The 15782-nt window shown below is 72.9% G+C and carries 13 protein-coding genes and 1 other RNA gene; 3 read left to right on the top strand and 11 right to left on the bottom strand.

The window, feature by feature from the left end; genetic code table 11:
- Positions 1-137: 137 nt before the first annotated feature.
- Positions 138-431 carry a DUF3039 domain-containing protein gene (locus tag ACIPUC_RS05085; protein WP_446586841.1) on the bottom strand — a complete coding sequence of 98 codons (294 nt, stop codon included), beginning with the start codon at positions 429-431 and terminating at the stop codon, positions 138-140.
- A 29-nt stretch (positions 432-460) separates the two neighbouring features.
- Positions 461-1021 (bottom strand): YqgE/AlgH family protein, encoded by a 561-nt coding sequence (locus ACIPUC_RS05080; RefSeq protein WP_446586840.1) that lies wholly within the window; start codon positions 1019-1021, stop codon positions 461-463.
- 263 nt (positions 1022-1284) lie between these two features.
- Here ACIPUC_RS05080 and murA point away from each other — a divergent pair, with 263 nt between their 5' ends.
- A complete protein-coding gene (gene murA, locus ACIPUC_RS05075; protein WP_446586839.1) occupies positions 1285-2628 on the top strand; it encodes a UDP-N-acetylglucosamine 1-carboxyvinyltransferase in 1344 nt (447 codons plus the stop codon).
- Between the two features lie 289 nt (positions 2629-2917).
- Here murA and ACIPUC_RS05070 read toward each other — a convergent pair whose 3' ends face one another.
- The 8 genes from ACIPUC_RS05070 to ACIPUC_RS05035 form a co-directional block, all read right to left on the bottom strand.
- Positions 2918-3199, bottom strand: coding sequence for an HU family DNA-binding protein (locus ACIPUC_RS05070; RefSeq protein ID WP_007264399.1), 282 nt, complete (start codon positions 3197-3199; stop codon positions 2918-2920).
- Positions 3200-3540: 341 nt separating this feature from the next.
- On the bottom strand, positions 3541-4944 hold the full coding sequence (locus tag ACIPUC_RS05065) for a malic enzyme-like NAD(P)-binding protein (RefSeq protein ID WP_446586838.1): 1404 nt from the start codon (positions 4942-4944) through the stop codon (positions 3541-3543).
- A 434-nt stretch (positions 4945-5378) separates the two neighbouring features.
- A complete protein-coding gene (locus ACIPUC_RS05060; protein ID WP_446586837.1) occupies positions 5379-7685 on the bottom strand; it encodes a HelD family protein in 2307 nt (768 codons plus the stop codon).
- Positions 7686-7779: 94 nt separating this feature from the next.
- A complete protein-coding gene (locus ACIPUC_RS05055; RefSeq protein WP_446586836.1) occupies positions 7780-8328 on the bottom strand; it encodes a CGNR zinc finger domain-containing protein in 549 nt (182 codons plus the stop codon).
- Positions 8329-8411: 83 nt separating this feature from the next.
- Positions 8412-8960, bottom strand: a complete 549-nt coding sequence (locus ACIPUC_RS05050) for a GNAT family N-acetyltransferase (RefSeq protein ID WP_446586835.1) — start codon at positions 8958-8960, stop codon at positions 8412-8414.
- 62 nt (positions 8961-9022) lie between these two features.
- A complete protein-coding gene (locus ACIPUC_RS05045) occupies positions 9023-10171 on the bottom strand; it encodes a uroporphyrinogen-III synthase (protein ID WP_446586834.1) in 1149 nt (382 codons plus the stop codon).
- A gap of 96 nt (positions 10172-10267) precedes the next feature.
- On the bottom strand, positions 10268-11638 hold the full coding sequence (locus ACIPUC_RS05040; protein WP_446586833.1) for a nitrate/nitrite transporter: 1371 nt from the start codon (positions 11636-11638) through the stop codon (positions 10268-10270).
- A gap of 97 nt (positions 11639-11735) precedes the next feature.
- Positions 11736-12701 carry a LysR family transcriptional regulator gene (locus ACIPUC_RS05035; RefSeq protein ID WP_446586832.1) on the bottom strand — a complete coding sequence of 322 codons (966 nt, stop codon included), beginning with the start codon at positions 12699-12701 and terminating at the stop codon, positions 11736-11738.
- Positions 12702-12795: 94 nt separating this feature from the next.
- On the opposite strand from ACIPUC_RS05035, the gene ACIPUC_RS05030 reads away from it, so the two are divergent.
- Both ACIPUC_RS05030 and ACIPUC_RS05025 read left to right on the top strand, forming a co-directional pair.
- The gene (locus tag ACIPUC_RS05030) at positions 12796-14100 is read left to right on the top strand and encodes an MFS transporter (protein WP_446587603.1); all 1305 of its coding nucleotides are present in this window, start codon (positions 12796-12798) and stop codon (positions 14098-14100) included.
- A 53-nt stretch (positions 14101-14153) separates the two neighbouring features.
- Positions 14154-15296: an SH3 domain-containing protein gene (locus ACIPUC_RS05025; protein WP_446586831.1), complete on the top strand. Its 1143-nt coding sequence runs from the start codon at positions 14154-14156 to the stop codon at positions 15294-15296.
- A 70-nt stretch (positions 15297-15366) separates the two neighbouring features.
- Here ACIPUC_RS05025 and ssrA read toward each other — a convergent pair.
- Positions 15367-15755: a transfer-messenger RNA gene (gene ssrA / locus ACIPUC_RS05020) on the bottom strand.
- Positions 15756-15782 lie beyond the last annotated feature (27 nt).

Here is a 15782-nt window from a genome sequence, read left to right as displayed (position 1 = left end):
CGTCGCGCCGACCCTAAGCGGTCTCCGGGAAGCGGGGTGCGTTTCCGCCCCGCTTCCCGGAGACCGCTTCACGCCGAAGGCCCCCGGGGTGCGCCGATGCGCACCCCGGGGGCCTGGCCTGCTGCGGGAGGGCCGGACTAGCTGTCCTTGCCGCCCTTGCCGCCCTTGTCCTTGTCCCCGCCGGGGCCCATGGACTCGTAGATCTCCTTGCACATGGGGCAGACCGGGTACTTCTTCGGGTCCCGGCCCGGCACCCAGACCTTGCCGCAGAGCGCGACGACGGGGGTCCCGTCGAGCGCGCTCGCCATGATCTTGTCCTTCTGGACGTAGTGGGCGAAGCGCTCGTGGTCGCCGTCGCCGTGGGACACCTGCGGCGTCGGCTCTACGAGGGTCCCCGTACCAGTCCCGCGCTCGGGCTCAAGAGTGCTCATAAAAACCAGGGTACTGAACGCCGCGGTGGTCAGTTGAGCGACGGGTCGTCCGGATAGGTGGCCACCATCGCGAGGTCGCTGCGCTGGCGGCGCAGGACCGCCCGCCAGAGCCGCTCGGGGTCCGGGAAGGACACGTCGCCGGGCTCCGACTCCACGACGTACCAGGCGCCGTCGCCCACCTCGTCCTCCAGCTGGCCCGGGCCCCAGCCCGAGTAGCCGGCGAAGATGCGCAGGGAGCCCAGGGCCGCCGCGAGCAGTTCCGGCGGGGCCTCCAGGTCGACGAGCCCGATCGCCCCGTGCACCCGGCGCCAGCCGAGCGGGCCCTCCTCGCCGGGGATGACCGCCACCCCCAGGGCCGAGTCCAGGGCGACGGGACCGCCCTGGAAGACCACGCCGGGCTCGCCGGCCAAGGGCGCCCAGGGCAGCAGGATGTCGCCGACGTCCACCGGGGTCGGCCGGTTCAGGACCACGCCGAGCGAGCCCTGCTCGTCGTGGTCGAGCAGGAGCACCACCGCGCGGTCGAAGTTCGGGTCCGCGAGGCGGGGGGTGGCCACGAGCAGCCGCCCTGTGAGGGAGGACACCTCGGTCATGCCGCCATGATCCCGCACATTCGCCCGTTGCGGGGAGCGGGCGGGGAGATCGGATCGCCCGCAGCTCAGGGCGCACGGCAGCAGGAGGGAGGGCGCGTCGACGGCGCGAGCGGAACGCAACGCTCCGCCATGTGGTGGGTACGGAGGGTGTTGTACCGAATTCATGACAGTCCTACGGCCGCGTCAGCCATACAAACAAAGGGGTGGTGGCCCTTACTCTTTTCCCTGGCCCCCTGCCCACCCCACTCCGGAACGCGAGATTCATGACCGGCATCAGTGACGATGTACTGCTTGTCCACGGCGGCACCCCGCTCGAGGGCGAGATCCGTGTCCGCGGTGCGAAGAACCTCGTGCCCAAGGCCATGGTCGCCGCTCTGCTCGGCAGCGGACCCAGCCGACTGCGCAACGTCCCCGACATCCGTGACGTCCGGGTCGTGCGCGGGCTGCTCCAGCTGCACGGGGTGACGGTCCGTCCCGGCGAGGAGCCGGGCGAGCTGGTGCTCGACCCGACCCACGTCGAGAGCGCGAACGTCGCCGACATCGACGCCCACGCGGGCTCGTCGCGCATCCCGATCCTGTTCTGCGGCCCCCTGCTGCACCGGCTCGGCCACGCCTTCATCCCCGGCCTCGGCGGCTGCGACATCGGCGGACGGCCGATCGACTTCCACTTCGACGTGCTCCGCCAGTTCGGCGCGACCATCGAGAAGCGCGAGGGCGGCCAGTACCTCGAGGCCCCCCAGCGCCTGCGCGGCTGCAAGATCCGCCTGCCCTACCCCTCGGTCGGCTCGACCGAGCAGGTGCTGCTGACGGCCGTACTGGCCGAGGGCGTCACCGAGCTCAGCAACGCCGCCGTGGAACCGGAGATCGAGGACCTCATCTGCGTACTGCAGAAGATGGGCGCGATCATCTCCATGGACACCGACCGGACGATCCGGATCACCGGTGTCGACCGCCTCGGCGGCTACAACCACAAGGCGCTCCCGGACCGCCTGGAGGCCGCCTCCTGGGCTTCCGCGGCCCTGGCGACCGGCGGCAACATCTACGTGCGCGGCGCCCAGCAGCGCTCGATGATGACCTTCCTGAACACGTTCCGCCGGGTCGGCGGTGCGTTCGAGATCGACGACAACGGCATCCGCTTCTGGCACCCGGGCGGTCCGCTCAACGCCATCGCGCTGGAGACGGACGTGCACCCCGGCTTCCAGACCGACTGGCAGCAGCCGCTCGTGGTGGCCCTGACGCAGGCCACCGGCCTCTCGATCGTCCACGAGACGGTCTACGAGTCCCGGCTCGGCTTCACCTCGGCGCTCAACCAGATGGGTGCTCACATCCAGCTGTACCGCGAGTGCCTGGGCGGTTCGGCCTGCCGTTTCGGCCAGCGCAACTTCCTGCACTCGGCGGTCGTCTCCGGCCCCACCAAGCTGCAGGGCGCCGACCTGGTCATCCCCGACCTGCGCGGCGGGTTCTCGTACCTGATCGCGGCGCTGGCGGCCGAGGGCACCTCGCGCGTCCACGGCATCGACCTGATCAACCGCGGCTACGAGAACTTCATGGAGAAGCTCGTGGAGCTCGGCGCGAAGGTCGAGCTGCCGGGCGGCGACCTCGTCTGAGCCGTACGCCGGTCCGACGAGAGCCACCGTCAGGCCGTCGGACCGTCAGAAAGCCCCCCGGAAGGGCCCGCAAGGGCCCCGGGGGGCTTTCTCATGGCCCCTCAGGCGCCCCCTGGGCCCCGGGCGGGTCCCGGGGCCGACGGCGCCCCACGGGCCGGGGGGGGGGCGGGGCTGGGGGGGTCCGGCCCCCCGCGCGGCCCGCGGGGCGCCCCCCCGGGGGGGGGGGCCCCCCCTTCTCCGTACTGCTGCCGCTCCAAAGGCCTGTGCGGCCTTCGGCGCCGGGGCAGGACTACTTGCCCTTGGCGGCTTCCTTGAGCTTGGAGCCCGCGGAGACCTTCACGCTGTAGCCGGCCGGGATCTGGATGGGGTCGCCGGTCTGCGGGTTGCGCGCGGTGCGAGCGGCACGGTGGGTGCGCTCGAAGGTCAGGAAGCCGGGGATGGTGACCTTCTCGTCGCCCTTGGCGACGATCTCGCCAACGGTCTCGGCGAGCGCGGCCAGAACGGCGTCGGCGTCCTTGCGGGTCACCTCGGCGCGCTCGGACAGAGCGGCCACCAGCTCACTGCGGTTCATGTTGTACTCCCGTGTTCAACTTGCCTTAGAGGCGTGAGATCGAAGCCGATGCTGCCAGGGCCCTCGGACAGTCCCCGGACCCGGGTCTGAACGTCAGACCCTCTCGCCCGGTTACGCATCCTGCCCCCACCAGCGGCGGGAAAGCCAATCCGGCACCCGCCGGGGTCACACGAAAAGCGCCACAGTCACGCCGCGGTGACGCTCCGTCCACGCCCTCGCCCATACGCTGCTGCGCACCGCGGACCTCGCGGGCATCCCCGCAACCCTAGAGGCGCCCCGCGCGGCCCGCATCTCGCGACGCGCCGGGATCGGGGCGCCCGTGAGGGCGGTCACAGCGGCGGTCAGACGGCCGAGGCGGCCTTGCGGACGGCTCCCGCGACGGCGCCGGCGACCTTGTCGTTGAACACCGACGGGATGATGTAGTTCGCGTTCAGCTCGTCCTCGCCGACGACGTCCGCCAGGGCGGTCGCCGCGGCCAGCATCATGTCGGTGTTCACCGTGCGCGACTGGGCGTCCAGCAGGCCGCGGAAGACACCCGGGAAGACCAGCACGTTGTTGATCTGGTTCGGGAAGTCGGAGCGGCCGGTGGCGACGACGGCGGCGGTCTGACGGGCGACGGCCGGGTCCACCTCGGGGTCCGGGTTCGCGAGCGCGAACACGATCGCGCCTTCCGCCATCGCGGCAACGTCCTCGCCGGAGAGCACGTTCGGGGCCGAGACGCCGATGAAGACGTCGGCGCCGACCACGGCCTCCTTCAGCGTGCCCGTGTAGCCCTCGGGGTTGGTGTTGTCCGCGATCCAGCGCAGCGGGGAGTCGGGGGCCGCGTCGACGAGGTCGGGGCGGCCCGCGTGCACGACACCGTGGATGTCGGCGCTGACGGCGTTCTTGACGCCCGCCGCGAGGAGCAGCTTGAGGATGGCGGTACCGGCCGCGCCGGCGCCGGACATGACGACCTTGACGTCCCCAACTGCCTTGCCCACGACGCGCAGTGCGTTGGTGAGCGCGGCGAGGACGACGATGGCGGTGCCGTGCTGGTCGTCGTGGAAGACGGGGATGTCGAGGGCCTCGCGCAGCCGGGCCTCGATCTCGAAGCAGCGCGGCGCGGAGATGTCCTCCAGGTTGATGCCCGCGAAGCCCGGGGCGATGGCCTTGACGATCGCCACGATCTCGTCGCTGTCCTGGGTGTCGAGGCAGATCGGCCAGGCGTCGATGCCGGCGAAGCGCTTGAAGAGGGCCGCCTTGCCCTCCATGACGGGCAGCGCGGCCATCGGGCCGATGTTGCCCAGGCCCAGCACGGCGGAGCCGTCCGTCACGACTGCGACGGAGTTGCGCTTGATGGTGAGGCGGCGCGCGTCCTCGGGGTTCTCGGCGATCGCCATGCACACGCGGGCCACGCCCGGGGTGTAGATCATCGAGAGGTCGTCGCGGTTGCGGATGGGGTGCTTGGACGCCATCTCGATCTTGCCGCCGAGGTGCATCAGGAAGGTGCGGTCGGAGACCTTGCCGAGGCTGACGCCCTCGATCTCCCGCAGCTTCTCGACGATCTCGTCCGCGTGCGCGGTGGAGGTCGCGGCGATGGTGACGTCGATCCGGAGCTTCTCGTGGCCGGAAGCGGTCACGTCGAGGCCGGTGACCGAGCCGCCGGAGGACTCCACGGCGGTGGTGAGCTGGGAGACCGCGGTTCCGCTCGCGGGCACTTCCAGGCGGACCGTCATCGAATACGAGACGCTGGGCGCCGTTGCCATGGCCGTGTTCCTCTTCTGTCCCTGGTTTATCGCTGTACACAGGGCCCGGGGCACACAGCGGGTGGCGCGGCGGGACCTGTTGTCCGATCGTCCCACCTACCAGCCGGTACAAGGTAACCAGCTACAAACTTCGGAAAGACTCTTCCACCATACGAGATACCAGGGGTCCGCGGAAGGGTGGGCTGACACAAAAACAGGTCCGCGCCCCCCACCGGAGTGGAAGGCGCGGACCTGCGTGCTGCTACGTCTACGACACCGACCCGCCATGCTCGCCTCGCGGCAAGTGGTCGCTCTAAGCGACGAAGGTTGGGCCCGGGGGCTTGGATCGAGTCGGTGCCTTCACCAGGCTAACAAAGGATCGCCGAATGCGGTCCCCCTCCCGGCAGCCGGTTGTGCGCACCACGCGCATGGCCGCGGACCATACGGCCGTACGCCTACGGAAGCAGCAGTTCCGGCACCCCGGACGCGTCGGGCCTGTCCCGCTCCGCCGAGACCACCGTGAGCTGCTGCGTCGCGCGCGTCAGCGCCACGTACAGCACCCGCAGGCCCGCCGGGGACTCGTCCGCGATCTCTGCCGGGGAGACGACCACCGTGGCGTCGTACTCCAGGCCCTTGGCCTCCAGGCTGCCGAGCGCCACCGCCCGCTCCCCCAGGCCGGCGAGCCAGCCCGCGGCCTCCGCGCGCCGGTCCATCGCCACGACCACGCCGACGGTGCCGTCCACCTGCTCCAGCAGCCTGCGGGTCTCCTCCCGCACCGCAGCGCCAAGATCGTCCCCGGCGGCCGTGAAGCGGGGCTCCAGGCCCGTGGAGCGCACCGCCGACGGGGGCTCCATGCCGGGCATCGCCAGGCGCAGCACCCGGGCGGCGACCTCGGCGACCTCCGCCGGGTTGCGGTAGTTGACGGTCAGCGTGAACCGGCGGCGCGGCCGGGACCCGAGGGCCTCGTCGCGGGCCGCGGCCGCCTCGTCCGGGTCGGTCCACGAGGACTGCGCCGGGTCGCCGACCACCGTCCACGTGCCCGTCCGGCCCCGCCGGCCCACCATCCGCCACTGCATCGGCGTCAGGTCCTGGGCCTCGTCAACGATGACGTGCGCGTACTCGGTGCGTTCCGCCGCGAGCCGCTCGGCCCGCTCCCACTGGGTCTCCTCGCGAGTGGGCATCAGCTCCTCCAGCCCGCTGAGCTGGTCCAGCGGGTCCATCTCCCGCTTCCGCTTGGGCCGTGCGGGCGCGCCGAGCAGCTGGTGGAGCTCGTCCAGCAGCGCCACGTCGTGCACCGACAGGGGGCCCTTGCCGTCCGGACCGACCCGGCGCAGCGAGCGCGCCAGCTGGCGGGTCTCGCGCGGGTTCAGCTCCCGGCGGGACCAGCGGCCGAGCTTGCGCTCGTCGGCCATGGCGGCGAGCACCCCGCGCGGGGTGAGCTCCGGCCACCAGCGGTTCAGGAAGTCGATGAAGGCGTCCTCGGTGGAGATGTCCTCGTCGAACGCGGAGCGCAGCTCGGCGGCGAGCTCCGGGTCGCTGTGCCGGCCGGCCTGGCCGGACCTCGCGTAGAGGGCGTCGAGCAGGAGCTTGCGGGCGCGCGGGCGCAGCAGGTTCACCGGTGTGCTTGCGCCGAGCACGTTCTGCCGGATCCGGTTCAGCTCGTCGGCCTCGAGCTCCTGGCGCCGCCCGAAGGCCACCACGCGCAGCCGGTCGGGGGCGCCGCCGAGCTCCAGGGCGCCCCGTACGGCCTTGCGCAGCACCCTGGTCATCCGCGAGGAGCCCTTGATCCGGGCCACGGCCGGGTCGTCGTACGTCGTCGCCTCGGCGCCGTCGACCAGCGAGCCCAGCGCCCGGATGGCGACCTGGCCCTCTTCGCCGAGGGAGGGCAGCACGCCCTCGGTGTACGCGACGAGCAGCGGGGTCGGGGAGACGATCAGGATGCCGCCGGAGTAGCGGCGCCGGTCCTGGTAGAGCAGGTAGGCGGCGCGGTGCAGGGCGACGGCGGTCTTGCCGGTGCCGGGCCCGCCCGCGACCTCGGCGACGGACGCGGCGGGGGCCCGGATGACCAGGTCCTGCTCGGCCTGGATGGAGGAGACGATGTCCCGCATGGAGTGCGTACGGGCCCGGCCGAGCGCGGCCATCAGGGCGCCGTCGCCGATGGCGGGCAGCTCCCGGCCGTCCAGGAAGGCGGTGACCTCGGGGCGCATCAGGTCGTCCTCGACGCCCAGCACCCGGCGGCCCTTGGACCGGATCACGCGGCGGCGCACGACGCGGCCGGGGTCCTTGGGCGTGGAGCGGTAGAACGGCGCGGCCGCCGGCGCCCGCCAGTCGATGACCAGCGGCGCGTAGTCGGAGTCCAGGACTCCGATGCGGCCGATGTGCAGCGTCTCGGCGATGTCGGCGGTGAGGTCCTCGCGGATCGCGTCGTCGGCGGGCTCGACGGAGGTGTAGGCGCCGTCCGGGCCGCGCTCCCCGTCCTTGCCGAGCACCAGGTCGACGCGGCCGAAGAGGAAGTCCTCGAACTCGTTGTTCAGCCGGTTCAGGTGGATGCCCGCCCGGAAGACCTGCGCGTCGCGCTCGGCGAGGGCACCGGGGGTGCCCACCTGACCGCGCTTGGCGGCGTCGTTCATCAGGAATTCCGCCTCGTGGATCTTCTCCTCGAGGCGTCTGTACACCCGGTCGAGATGCGTCTGCTCGACCGCGATCTCCCGATCTCGGACGGAATCCGCCGTGCTGTCGACAGCGGCATTCTGCGCGGCCACCAAGGCCCCCTTCTGACGTGCATGGGCGACCGTCAACCGTACGCGAATCGGCACCCTGTCCGCACGCCCGTTCCGGAACCGGCGGGGGGCGGGCCTACACCGGCCCCGCGGCCAGGGCACGGCGGCGGTGCCGGGCGACGCGCTCCCGGTTGCCGCACAGCTCGCTGGAGCACCAGCGGCGCCGGTGGCCGCGGGAAGTGTCCAGGTAGACCCGGGTGCAGCCGTCGCCCTCGCAGGCCCGCAGCAGCGCCAGGTCGCCGGGGTCGGTGAGCAGCTCGACGGCGTCCCGGGCCACGGCCGCGAGCAGGGCCCCGCACTCCACTCCGCCGCACAGCTCCCGTACGAGGTGCCCCTGCTGGTCCCGGACGGCACACAGGCCCGGGGGTGGCCCGGCGGCCAGCGCGTTGACCCGGGCGAGGGCCGCCTCTTCCGGGCCGGTCCCGTGCAGCTCGGCCCGTACGAGGGCCTCCACGTCGCGGCGCAGCGCCTGGAAGGCCGCCGCCCAGTCGGGCCCGACGCGCGCGAGCGGCGTCCGGTCGGGTACCAGCCCGGCCCCGGCGAGCCACGTCCGCAGCTCGTCGCCGTCCCGGATGCGCTCAGTGGCCACCAGGTCCAGACAGACCCGCCCGCAGTCGAACCGCATGCCCGTCACCGCCTCGCGTCGTGGGGCGCCCCACCAGAGTGCCGCCCCGCGCGTACGAGCGGAAGCCCCCGACGGGGTTGCCGTTACGGCTTCGGCGGGTCGTCGTGGAGGAGCCTCTGGAAGAGGCGGTGGTCGCGCCAGGCTCCGTTGATGTGGAGGTAGCGCGGCGCGAGCCCGTACTCCTCGAAGCCCGCCTTCCGCAGGACCCGCTGCGACGCGAGGTTGTCGAGGAGGGTCCCGGCCTCCACCCGGTGCAGGCCCACCTCGTCGCGGGCGGTCCGGCACACCTGCTCCAGGGCGGCCGTGGCCAGGCCCTTGCCGTTCCAGTCCTGGTCCACCCAGTAGCCGATGCCGCCGCTGCACAGCGGACCGAGCGCGATCGAGCCGAGGTTGATCGCGCCGACGGGCGTGCCGCCCGCGGCCTCGACCAGCACGTACGGGACCATCCGCCCGGCGTCCCGGTCCGCGAGCATGCCCTCGATCCGGACCCGCTGCCCGTGCTCGGTGTAGAAGTCCTGCGACCGTGCCGGTTCGAAGGGCGCCATGAACGCCCGGTTGCGCGCGTAGGCCGCGGCCAGCCCGGCGGCGTCGCCGAGCTCGAGGCCCCTCATCTCCACCCCGTCAATGATCATTTCCGCACCCTAGCGCCGTGACCGGAAAGGCCGCAGCACCAGGTTCGGGACCTGTCCGCCGGTCACGAGGCGGGGGTTTCCCCGTACTTGACCTCTCCGCCCGCGTCCAGCGACAGCCGGTACCCCCGCTTGACCACGGTCTGGATCATCTTCGGAGCCCCCAGCGCCACCCTGAGGCGGGCCATCGCCGTCTCCACGGCGTGCTCGTCCCGCCCGGCCCCCGGCAGCACCCGCAGCAGGTCCGCCCGCGACACCACCCACCCCGGGCGCCGCGCCAGGGACCGCAGCAGGGCCATCCCGGCCGGCGGCACAGGCCGCAGCTCCTCGTCGACCAGGACCGCCTGCCCGCGGATCTCCAGCCGGTGCCCGGCCACCGGCAGCACCCGCGCCCGCCCCGGCAGCTCCTGGCAGAGCAGCTGCACCAGCGGGCCCAGCCGGAACCGCTCCGGCTGCACGGTGTCCACCCCGTGTGCCTGCAGCGGCAGCGCCGTCACCGGCCCCACGCACGCGGCCAGCACCCCGCCCCGCAGCGCCGCCAGCACGGATTCCCGTACTCCGCGCTCCTCCGCGCGGGACAGCAGCGAGGCGGCCGCCGGGGCCGAGGTGAAGCTGACCGCGTCCACCGCGCCGCCGGCCACCGCGTCCAGCAGCCGGTCCAGCGGGGCGAGGTCCTCCGGCGCCATCCACCGGTACACCGGGACCACCACCACGTCCGCCCCGCCGGCCCGCAGCGCCTCGACGAAGCCCGGCAGGGGCTCCCCGTGCAGCTGGAGGGCGATCCGCCGCCCGGCCACCCCGGCCGCCAGCAGCCGTTCCAGTACCTCGGCGAGCGATTCCGACTCCGGGGACCAGGCCTCCACCAGCCCGGCGGCCCGGATGGCGCCCTTGACCTTCGGTCCGCGCGCCAGCAGTTCGGTGGTCCGCAGCCGCCCCAGCAGCTCCTCGCCGATCCCCCAGCCGTCGGCGGCCTCGATCCAGCCGCGGAACCCGATCGCGGTGGTGGCGACCACGGCGTCCGGCGCACAGCCGATGAGTTCCTTTGTGGCGTCGAGCAGTTCGCTGTCGTCGGCCAGCGGGACGATCCGCAGCGCCGGCGCGTGCAGCACGGAGGCGCCGCGCCGGCGCAGCAGGGCGATGAGTTCGTCCGCCCGCCGGGCGGCGGTGACTCCGACGGTGAAGCCCGAGAGCGGGCCGGTCTTGGTGTCGTCCATCGTGACCTGCCTAGTGACGTGCATGGGGGGCGGTACGGGTGGACCGAGCCTGCCAAGGTGGCGTGTCGGACTCGGTTCACCCGTATTTCGCCCCGGTTACACCGACGTGAGCTGGGGTTTCGCCTCGGCCCCGGCCGTCTGGACCACCGCGGCCGCCGGCCGGCGAAGGTATACCGCCCACGTGACCGCGCAGCACAGGGCGTAGAAGCCGAGGAAGGTCACGAAGGCCGCCGTGCCCGACCCGGAGGTGAGGAACGCCTCCCGGAAGACCAGGTTGATGCCCAGCCCGCCGAGCGCGCCGACCGCCCCGATCAGCCCCATGGAGGCCCCGGAGAGCCGTCGCCCGTAGGCGGCCGCGGCCTCGCCGCTCATGCCGCGGGCGAGGGCCTTGGCCTGGAAGATGCCCGGGATCATCTTGTACGTCGACCCGTTGCCGAGCCCGCTCAGGACGAACAGCGCCACGAAGCCGACGAGGAACACCGTCAGCGACTGCCGCTGCGAGGCGAACACCACCACACCGGTCGCCGCCGCCATCGCCACGAAGGTCCCCAGGGTGATCCGCGCCCCGCCGAACCGGTCCGCGAGCGCGCCGCCCACCGGCCGGATCAGCGAACCGAGCAGCGGTCCGATGAAGGTCAGCGAGGCGGCCTGCAGCGGGGTGCGCCCGAACTGGGTCTGGAGCACCAGTCCGAAGGCGAAGCTGTATCCGATGAAGGACCCGAACGTCCCGATGTAGAGGAACGACATGATCCAGGTGTGCGCGTCCTTGATCGCTTCGCGGACCGCCCCGGTGTCGTTGCGTACGGGCGCCAGGTTGTCCATCCGTACGGCGGCCAGCACCGCAGCGATCACGATCAGCGGGATGTAGGCGCCCAGCAGGAACCGCGGGTGCCCGGCCCCGGCGGTGGCGATGACCAGCAGTCCGGCCAGCTGCACCACGGGCACGCCGATGTTGCCGCCGCCGGCGTTCAGCCCGAGCGCCCAGCCCTTCTTGCGCAGCGGGAAGAAGGCGTTGATGTTCGTCATCGAGGAGGCGAAGTTCCCGCCGCCGACGCCGGTGAGGGCGGCCACGGCCAGGAAGGTGCCGTACGAGGTCCCGGGCTCCATGACCAGCATCGCGGCCACGGTGGGCGCGAGCAGCAGCAGTGCGCTGAAGACGGTCCAGTTCCGGCCGCCGAAGCGGGCGACGGCGAAGGTGTAGGGCACCCGTACCAGCGCCCCCACGAAGGTCGCGGTGGCGATCAGGAAGAACTTCCCGGCCGGGTCGATCCCGTACTGCGGTCCCATGAAGAGGACCATCACGGACCAGAGCGTCCAGATGGAGAACCCGATGTGCTCGGAGAGCACGGAGTAGACCAGGTTCCGGCGGGCCACCCGCTCCCCGGTCTCCTGCCAGAACGTCTCGTCCTCGGGATCCCACTGCTCGATCCAGCGGCCCCCCTTGCGCGGTGCGGTCGTACCGGTCATCACACGCCTCCACAGCTGTCGCGTCCGTGGTGACGACCGTAGGAAGGGCGCGTTTCGGCCCCGGTCCCCACCGGATGACCGCCGGGAAACCTTGCTCTCACCAGGCGCCGGGGCCGTGTGTGAGCCGGGCGGGGACCCAGCTCCCCGGGGCCGGTTCGAGCCATCCCTGCTCGGCGGCCAGTCCGCCGGCCGCGGCGCGCAGGGCGTCCAGTCCGGGATGGCCGAAGCCCCGCCGCCACACCATCGAGAGCGGGGACAGCGGCACGGGGTCGGTCAGCGGGCGCTTCACGCAGCCGGGCATGTCAAGGAAGTCCACGGTGGCCAGGACCGGGTTGCCGGTCTTCGTCATCACCCGGCGGAACTCCTCCTTCCCCACGGCCACGGGGGCGGGCGGCGCCAGCTCGATCCCGCGCCCGGCGAACAGCTCGCGCGCGAGCTCCGTCCATTCCACGGTCCGCGGGTTCCCGGCTCCCGCGTACACGGTCTCCCCCGCCAGCGCGTCCAGCGGTACGGCGGGCTCCGCGGCCAGGGGGTGCCCCTCCGGCAGCAGCACGGCGAGCGGCTCGTACCGCACGGGCACCTGCGCGAGGCGCGTCCGCAGCGCCGGGGCCAGCCCGTCGGCGTAGCCGAAGGCGACGTCGAGCCGGCCGGCGGCGATCTCGGCGGCGGCGTGGGTGAGTCCGCTCTCGAAGCGGGCCATCAGCTCGCAGTCCGGGGCGAGTTCGCGGGCGCGTTCCAGGACCCGGCGGCCCGTGCTCGGGCCGTCGGTGTTCAGGTCGACGAGGAGCGCGCGCGGGGCGGTGAAGGCAGCGGCCAGCTCCTCGTGCGCGGCCAGCACCCGCCGGGCGAGCGGCAGCAGCCGCACCCCGTCGGCGGTCAGTTCGACGGCGCGGGTGGTGCGGACGAACAGCCCTGTGCCCAGGGCCTGTTCGAGCCGCCGGACATCGCGGCTGAGGGCTTGCTGGGCGACGTAGAGGCGGGCGGCGGCACGGGTGAAGTGCAGCTCCTCGGCGGCGGCGACGAACCCGCGCAGCAGCCGGGGGTCCACATCACGGGGATTCACCCCCGGAGACTAACAACGGAAAGCGGTGAATGGGCGCCGAACAGGTGTTGGACGCCGGACCCGGGCCCGGCCGAGGCTGGTGGCCATGCCCCTCATGACCGTCTCCGGCACCACGCTCGTCCTCGCCGCCCCGGCCGACCCTGCCACCCCTGCCACCTCTGCCACCCCTGCCTCCGGCCGAGGCCGCGCCGCCGGCCCGTACCGGCGCCTGTTCGCCCTGCCCGGCACCCGCGCCTTCACCGCCGGGAACCTCCTCGCCCGGCTCCCCACGGGCATGTTCGGGATCAGCGCGGTCATGATGATCGCCGGCCAGCGCGGTTCGTACGCCCTCGCAGGGGCGGTCACGGCGACCGGTCTGGCCGCCATGGCGCTGGTCGCACCCTGGACGGCCCGGCTGGTCGACCGGTACGGGCAGGCCCGGATCGCCGTCCCCGCCACCCTGGTCGCGGTCCTCGGCTCCCTCGCCCTGGTCGTGTGCGTCCGGACCGGGGCCCCGGCCTGGACCCTCTTCGCCTCGTACGCCGCGACCGCCACCACCCCGAACATCGGGGGCATGTCCCGGGCCCGCTGGACCCACCTGCTGCGCGACGCCCCCGCCTCGCACCACACGGCGATGTCCTTCGAGCAGGCCGCCGACGAACTCTGCTACCTGCTCGGCCCGGTGCTGGCCGCCTTCCTCTGCACGGCCGTCTTCCCCGAGGCCGGGACCCTCGCCGGCGCGGCCCTGTTCCTCACCGGGATGCTGGTCTTCACCGCCCAGCGCTCCACGGAACCCCCGGCGACGGGGGCGGCGCCCCGGCACGGCTCGCCGCTGCGCGCCCTGGCTCCGCTGCTGGTCCTCTTCGGCTGCCTGGGCCTGGTCTTCGGCTCGATGGAGGTCACCTCGATCGCCCACCTCGACGCCGCCGGGCTGGGGGCCGCCTCCGGCCTGGTCCTCGCCCTCCAGGCGGCGGGCTCTTGCGCGGCGGGCCTGCTCTACGGCACCCTGCGTCCCCGCACGCTGCGCACCTGCCTGTGCGCGCTGGCCGTCCTCATGGCCCTGCCCTGGGCCGCGGCGGCCACCGGCTCGGTGGCCGCACTCGCCGGGGCCCTGCTCGTGGCCGGCATGGCCACGGCCCCGACGATGGTGACGGCGATGTCCCGGGTGCACGCCCTGACCCCGGCGGGCCGCCTCAACGAGGGGATGACCCTCGCGGTCACCGCCATCTTGGCGGGCATCGCGGCCGGTTCGGCCACGGCGGGCCTGGCGGTCGACCGCCTCGGGCCGCCGACGGCGTACCTGCTGCCCGCGGCGGGGGCGCTGGCCGCCGTCGGCGCTGCAGCGGCAGGGCGATTCATCCGGCGGGCGGGTGATCGTTCCCGCGTGGTACGCGCCGCCGCCGCTCGTGATCCGCGATAACTGGGTTGCCTTCCCCCAGCACCAACGCCCTTCCCTGCGCGGAGGAACCCTCTTTGTCTGCTCACCGCTCCGTTTCGGCTGCCGTGATCGTCGCGGCCGTCACCGCCTCCTGTCTCGTGCCGGCCGTACCCGCCCTCGCCGACTCGGCGGGTCCGCGGTTCTCCCAGCCGTACGTCCCCTCGATCGCTCCCGGCCGGACGGGCCGCGTCGTCATCGCCGCCACCACCGGGACGGAACGGGCCGTCAGCAGCACCTTCCGGATCACCGCCCCGGAACGGACGACCTTCCCGGAGGCCCGGTTCTACTGGAACGGCCGGCGCGCGGCCGCCCCGTGCACGCTCTCGCGTGACGCCCGGCAGCTGACCTGCCAGGCCGGAACCCGCGCGGGCTTCGTCTTCCCCGCGAGCGAGCGGACCCGGCTCGGCGTGGCCGTCCGGGTGGACGCGAAGGCCCCGGAGGGCACGACGCTGGACGGCGGCGAGTGGGCGACCGGCACCGAGGCGCCGGCCCTGTTCGCCGTGGCCACCGCGGTGACCGGCCCGACGGGCCCGAGGGGCGACGACGGCAAGCCGGGAAGGCCCGGAAAGCCGGGCGACCACGGCAAGCCCGGTAAGCACGGCCCCAAGGGCGAGAAGGGCGACACCGGCGAGACGGGCCCGGAGGGCCCTGCCGGCCCGGCCGGCCCCGCAGGGTCCGCGGGACCCGAAGGACCCGCCGGACCAGCCGGCCCCGAGGGCCCTTCCGGAGGCGCGCCCGGACCGCAGGGCCCCGAGGGGCCTGCCGGACCCGCTGGACCGGCCGGACCGGCCGGACCGCAGGGCCCCAAGGGCCACCAGGGCAAGCCCGGAAAGCACGGCCCGGCCGGACCCAAGGGACCGCAGGGCAAGCCCGGGAAGCCCGGCCCCAAGGGCCCGAAGGGCGATGCCGGCAAGCCCGGCGACTGCAAGTGCGGCGGCCACCACGACACCCCGAAGGCCAAGATCGTCGCCCCCGGCAAGGGCGTCGGCATCCGCTCCGGCCCCGGCACGCAGTACGCGAAGAAGGGCAAGGCCCTGACCGGCACGGTGGTCAAGCTCCGGTGCAAGGTCAACGGCCAGAAGGTCGGCGGCAATGCGATCTGGTACAAGCTCGCCGACGGCAGCGGCTGGATCTCCGCCCGCTACGCCCGGAACCTCAACGAGGTCCCCTTCTGCTGACAGCGGCCACCCCCGCCTGACTGACAAAGGCCCCGCAGCCGAGGCTGCGGGGCCTTTGTCCACATGGGATGAGTGGAGATGGCGGGAATCGAACCCGCGTCCAACGGTGCAGAAGCAGGGCTTCTCCGAGCGCAGTCCGCTGCGCTTTTCTCAGCCCCGGAGATCACACGGACAAGTCTCCGACGGGCTCAGTCACTGTTTGGTTTCCCTCCAACCCCCGTGACCGGGGCTAGAGGTTTAGATCCCTAATTGACGCCAGGATCCGGACCGGGACCACTTCCGGGCTGACGCTCCTCACAGAGGCTTCAGCTCACTGTTATTAGGCAGCGAGGGTGAAGCGGGAGTTATCGCTCTTGGAGTTGGCGATTATTGTTTGCGACATGTGGTTAGCGAGATCATTGCCGCTTCCTCGGCTCGCTTCCCCTGCATCGACATCCGCTGTCGAAACCGATCATCCCCATGTTTCACGCTATTCAGTTAGGTACT

Source organism: Streptomyces sp. LARHCF249 (genome assembly GCF_052871255.1).
This window is presented reverse-complemented; position numbering and strand designations above follow the sequence as displayed.

Excerpts from the sequence above, each read along its gene's own strand:
- ACIPUC_RS05055 (WP_446586836.1), bottom strand. The coding sequence starts at position 8,328 with ATGCGGTTCGACTGCGGGCGGGTCTGTCTGGACCTGGTGGCCACTGAG.
- ACIPUC_RS05045 (WP_446586834.1), bottom strand. The coding sequence starts at position 10,171 with ATGGACGACACCAAGACCGGCCCGCTCTCGGGCTTCACCGTCGGAGTC.
- ACIPUC_RS05030 (WP_446587603.1), top strand. The coding sequence starts at position 12,796 with ATGACCGTCTCCGGCACCACGCTCGTCCTCGCCGCCCCGGCCGACCCT.
- ACIPUC_RS05080 (WP_446586840.1), bottom strand. The coding sequence starts at position 1,021 with ATGACCGAGGTGTCCTCCCTCACAGGGCGGCTGCTCGTGGCCACCCCC.
- ACIPUC_RS05040 (WP_446586833.1), bottom strand. The coding sequence starts at position 11,638 with ATGACCGGTACGACCGCACCGCGCAAGGGGGGCCGCTGGATCGAGCAG.
- ACIPUC_RS05050 (WP_446586835.1), bottom strand. The coding sequence starts at position 8,960 with ATGATCATTGACGGGGTGGAGATGAGGGGCCTCGAGCTCGGCGACGCC.
- ACIPUC_RS05085 (WP_446586841.1), bottom strand. The coding sequence starts at position 431 with ATGAGCACTCTTGAGCCCGAGCGCGGGACTGGTACGGGGACCCTCGTA.
- ACIPUC_RS05065 (WP_446586838.1), bottom strand. The coding sequence starts at position 4,944 with ATGGCAACGGCGCCCAGCGTCTCGTATTCGATGACGGTCCGCCTGGAA.
- murA (WP_446586839.1), top strand. The coding sequence starts at position 1,285 with ATGACCGGCATCAGTGACGATGTACTGCTTGTCCACGGCGGCACCCCG.
- ACIPUC_RS05070 (WP_007264399.1), bottom strand. The coding sequence starts at position 3,199 with ATGAACCGCAGTGAGCTGGTGGCCGCTCTGTCCGAGCGCGCCGAGGTG.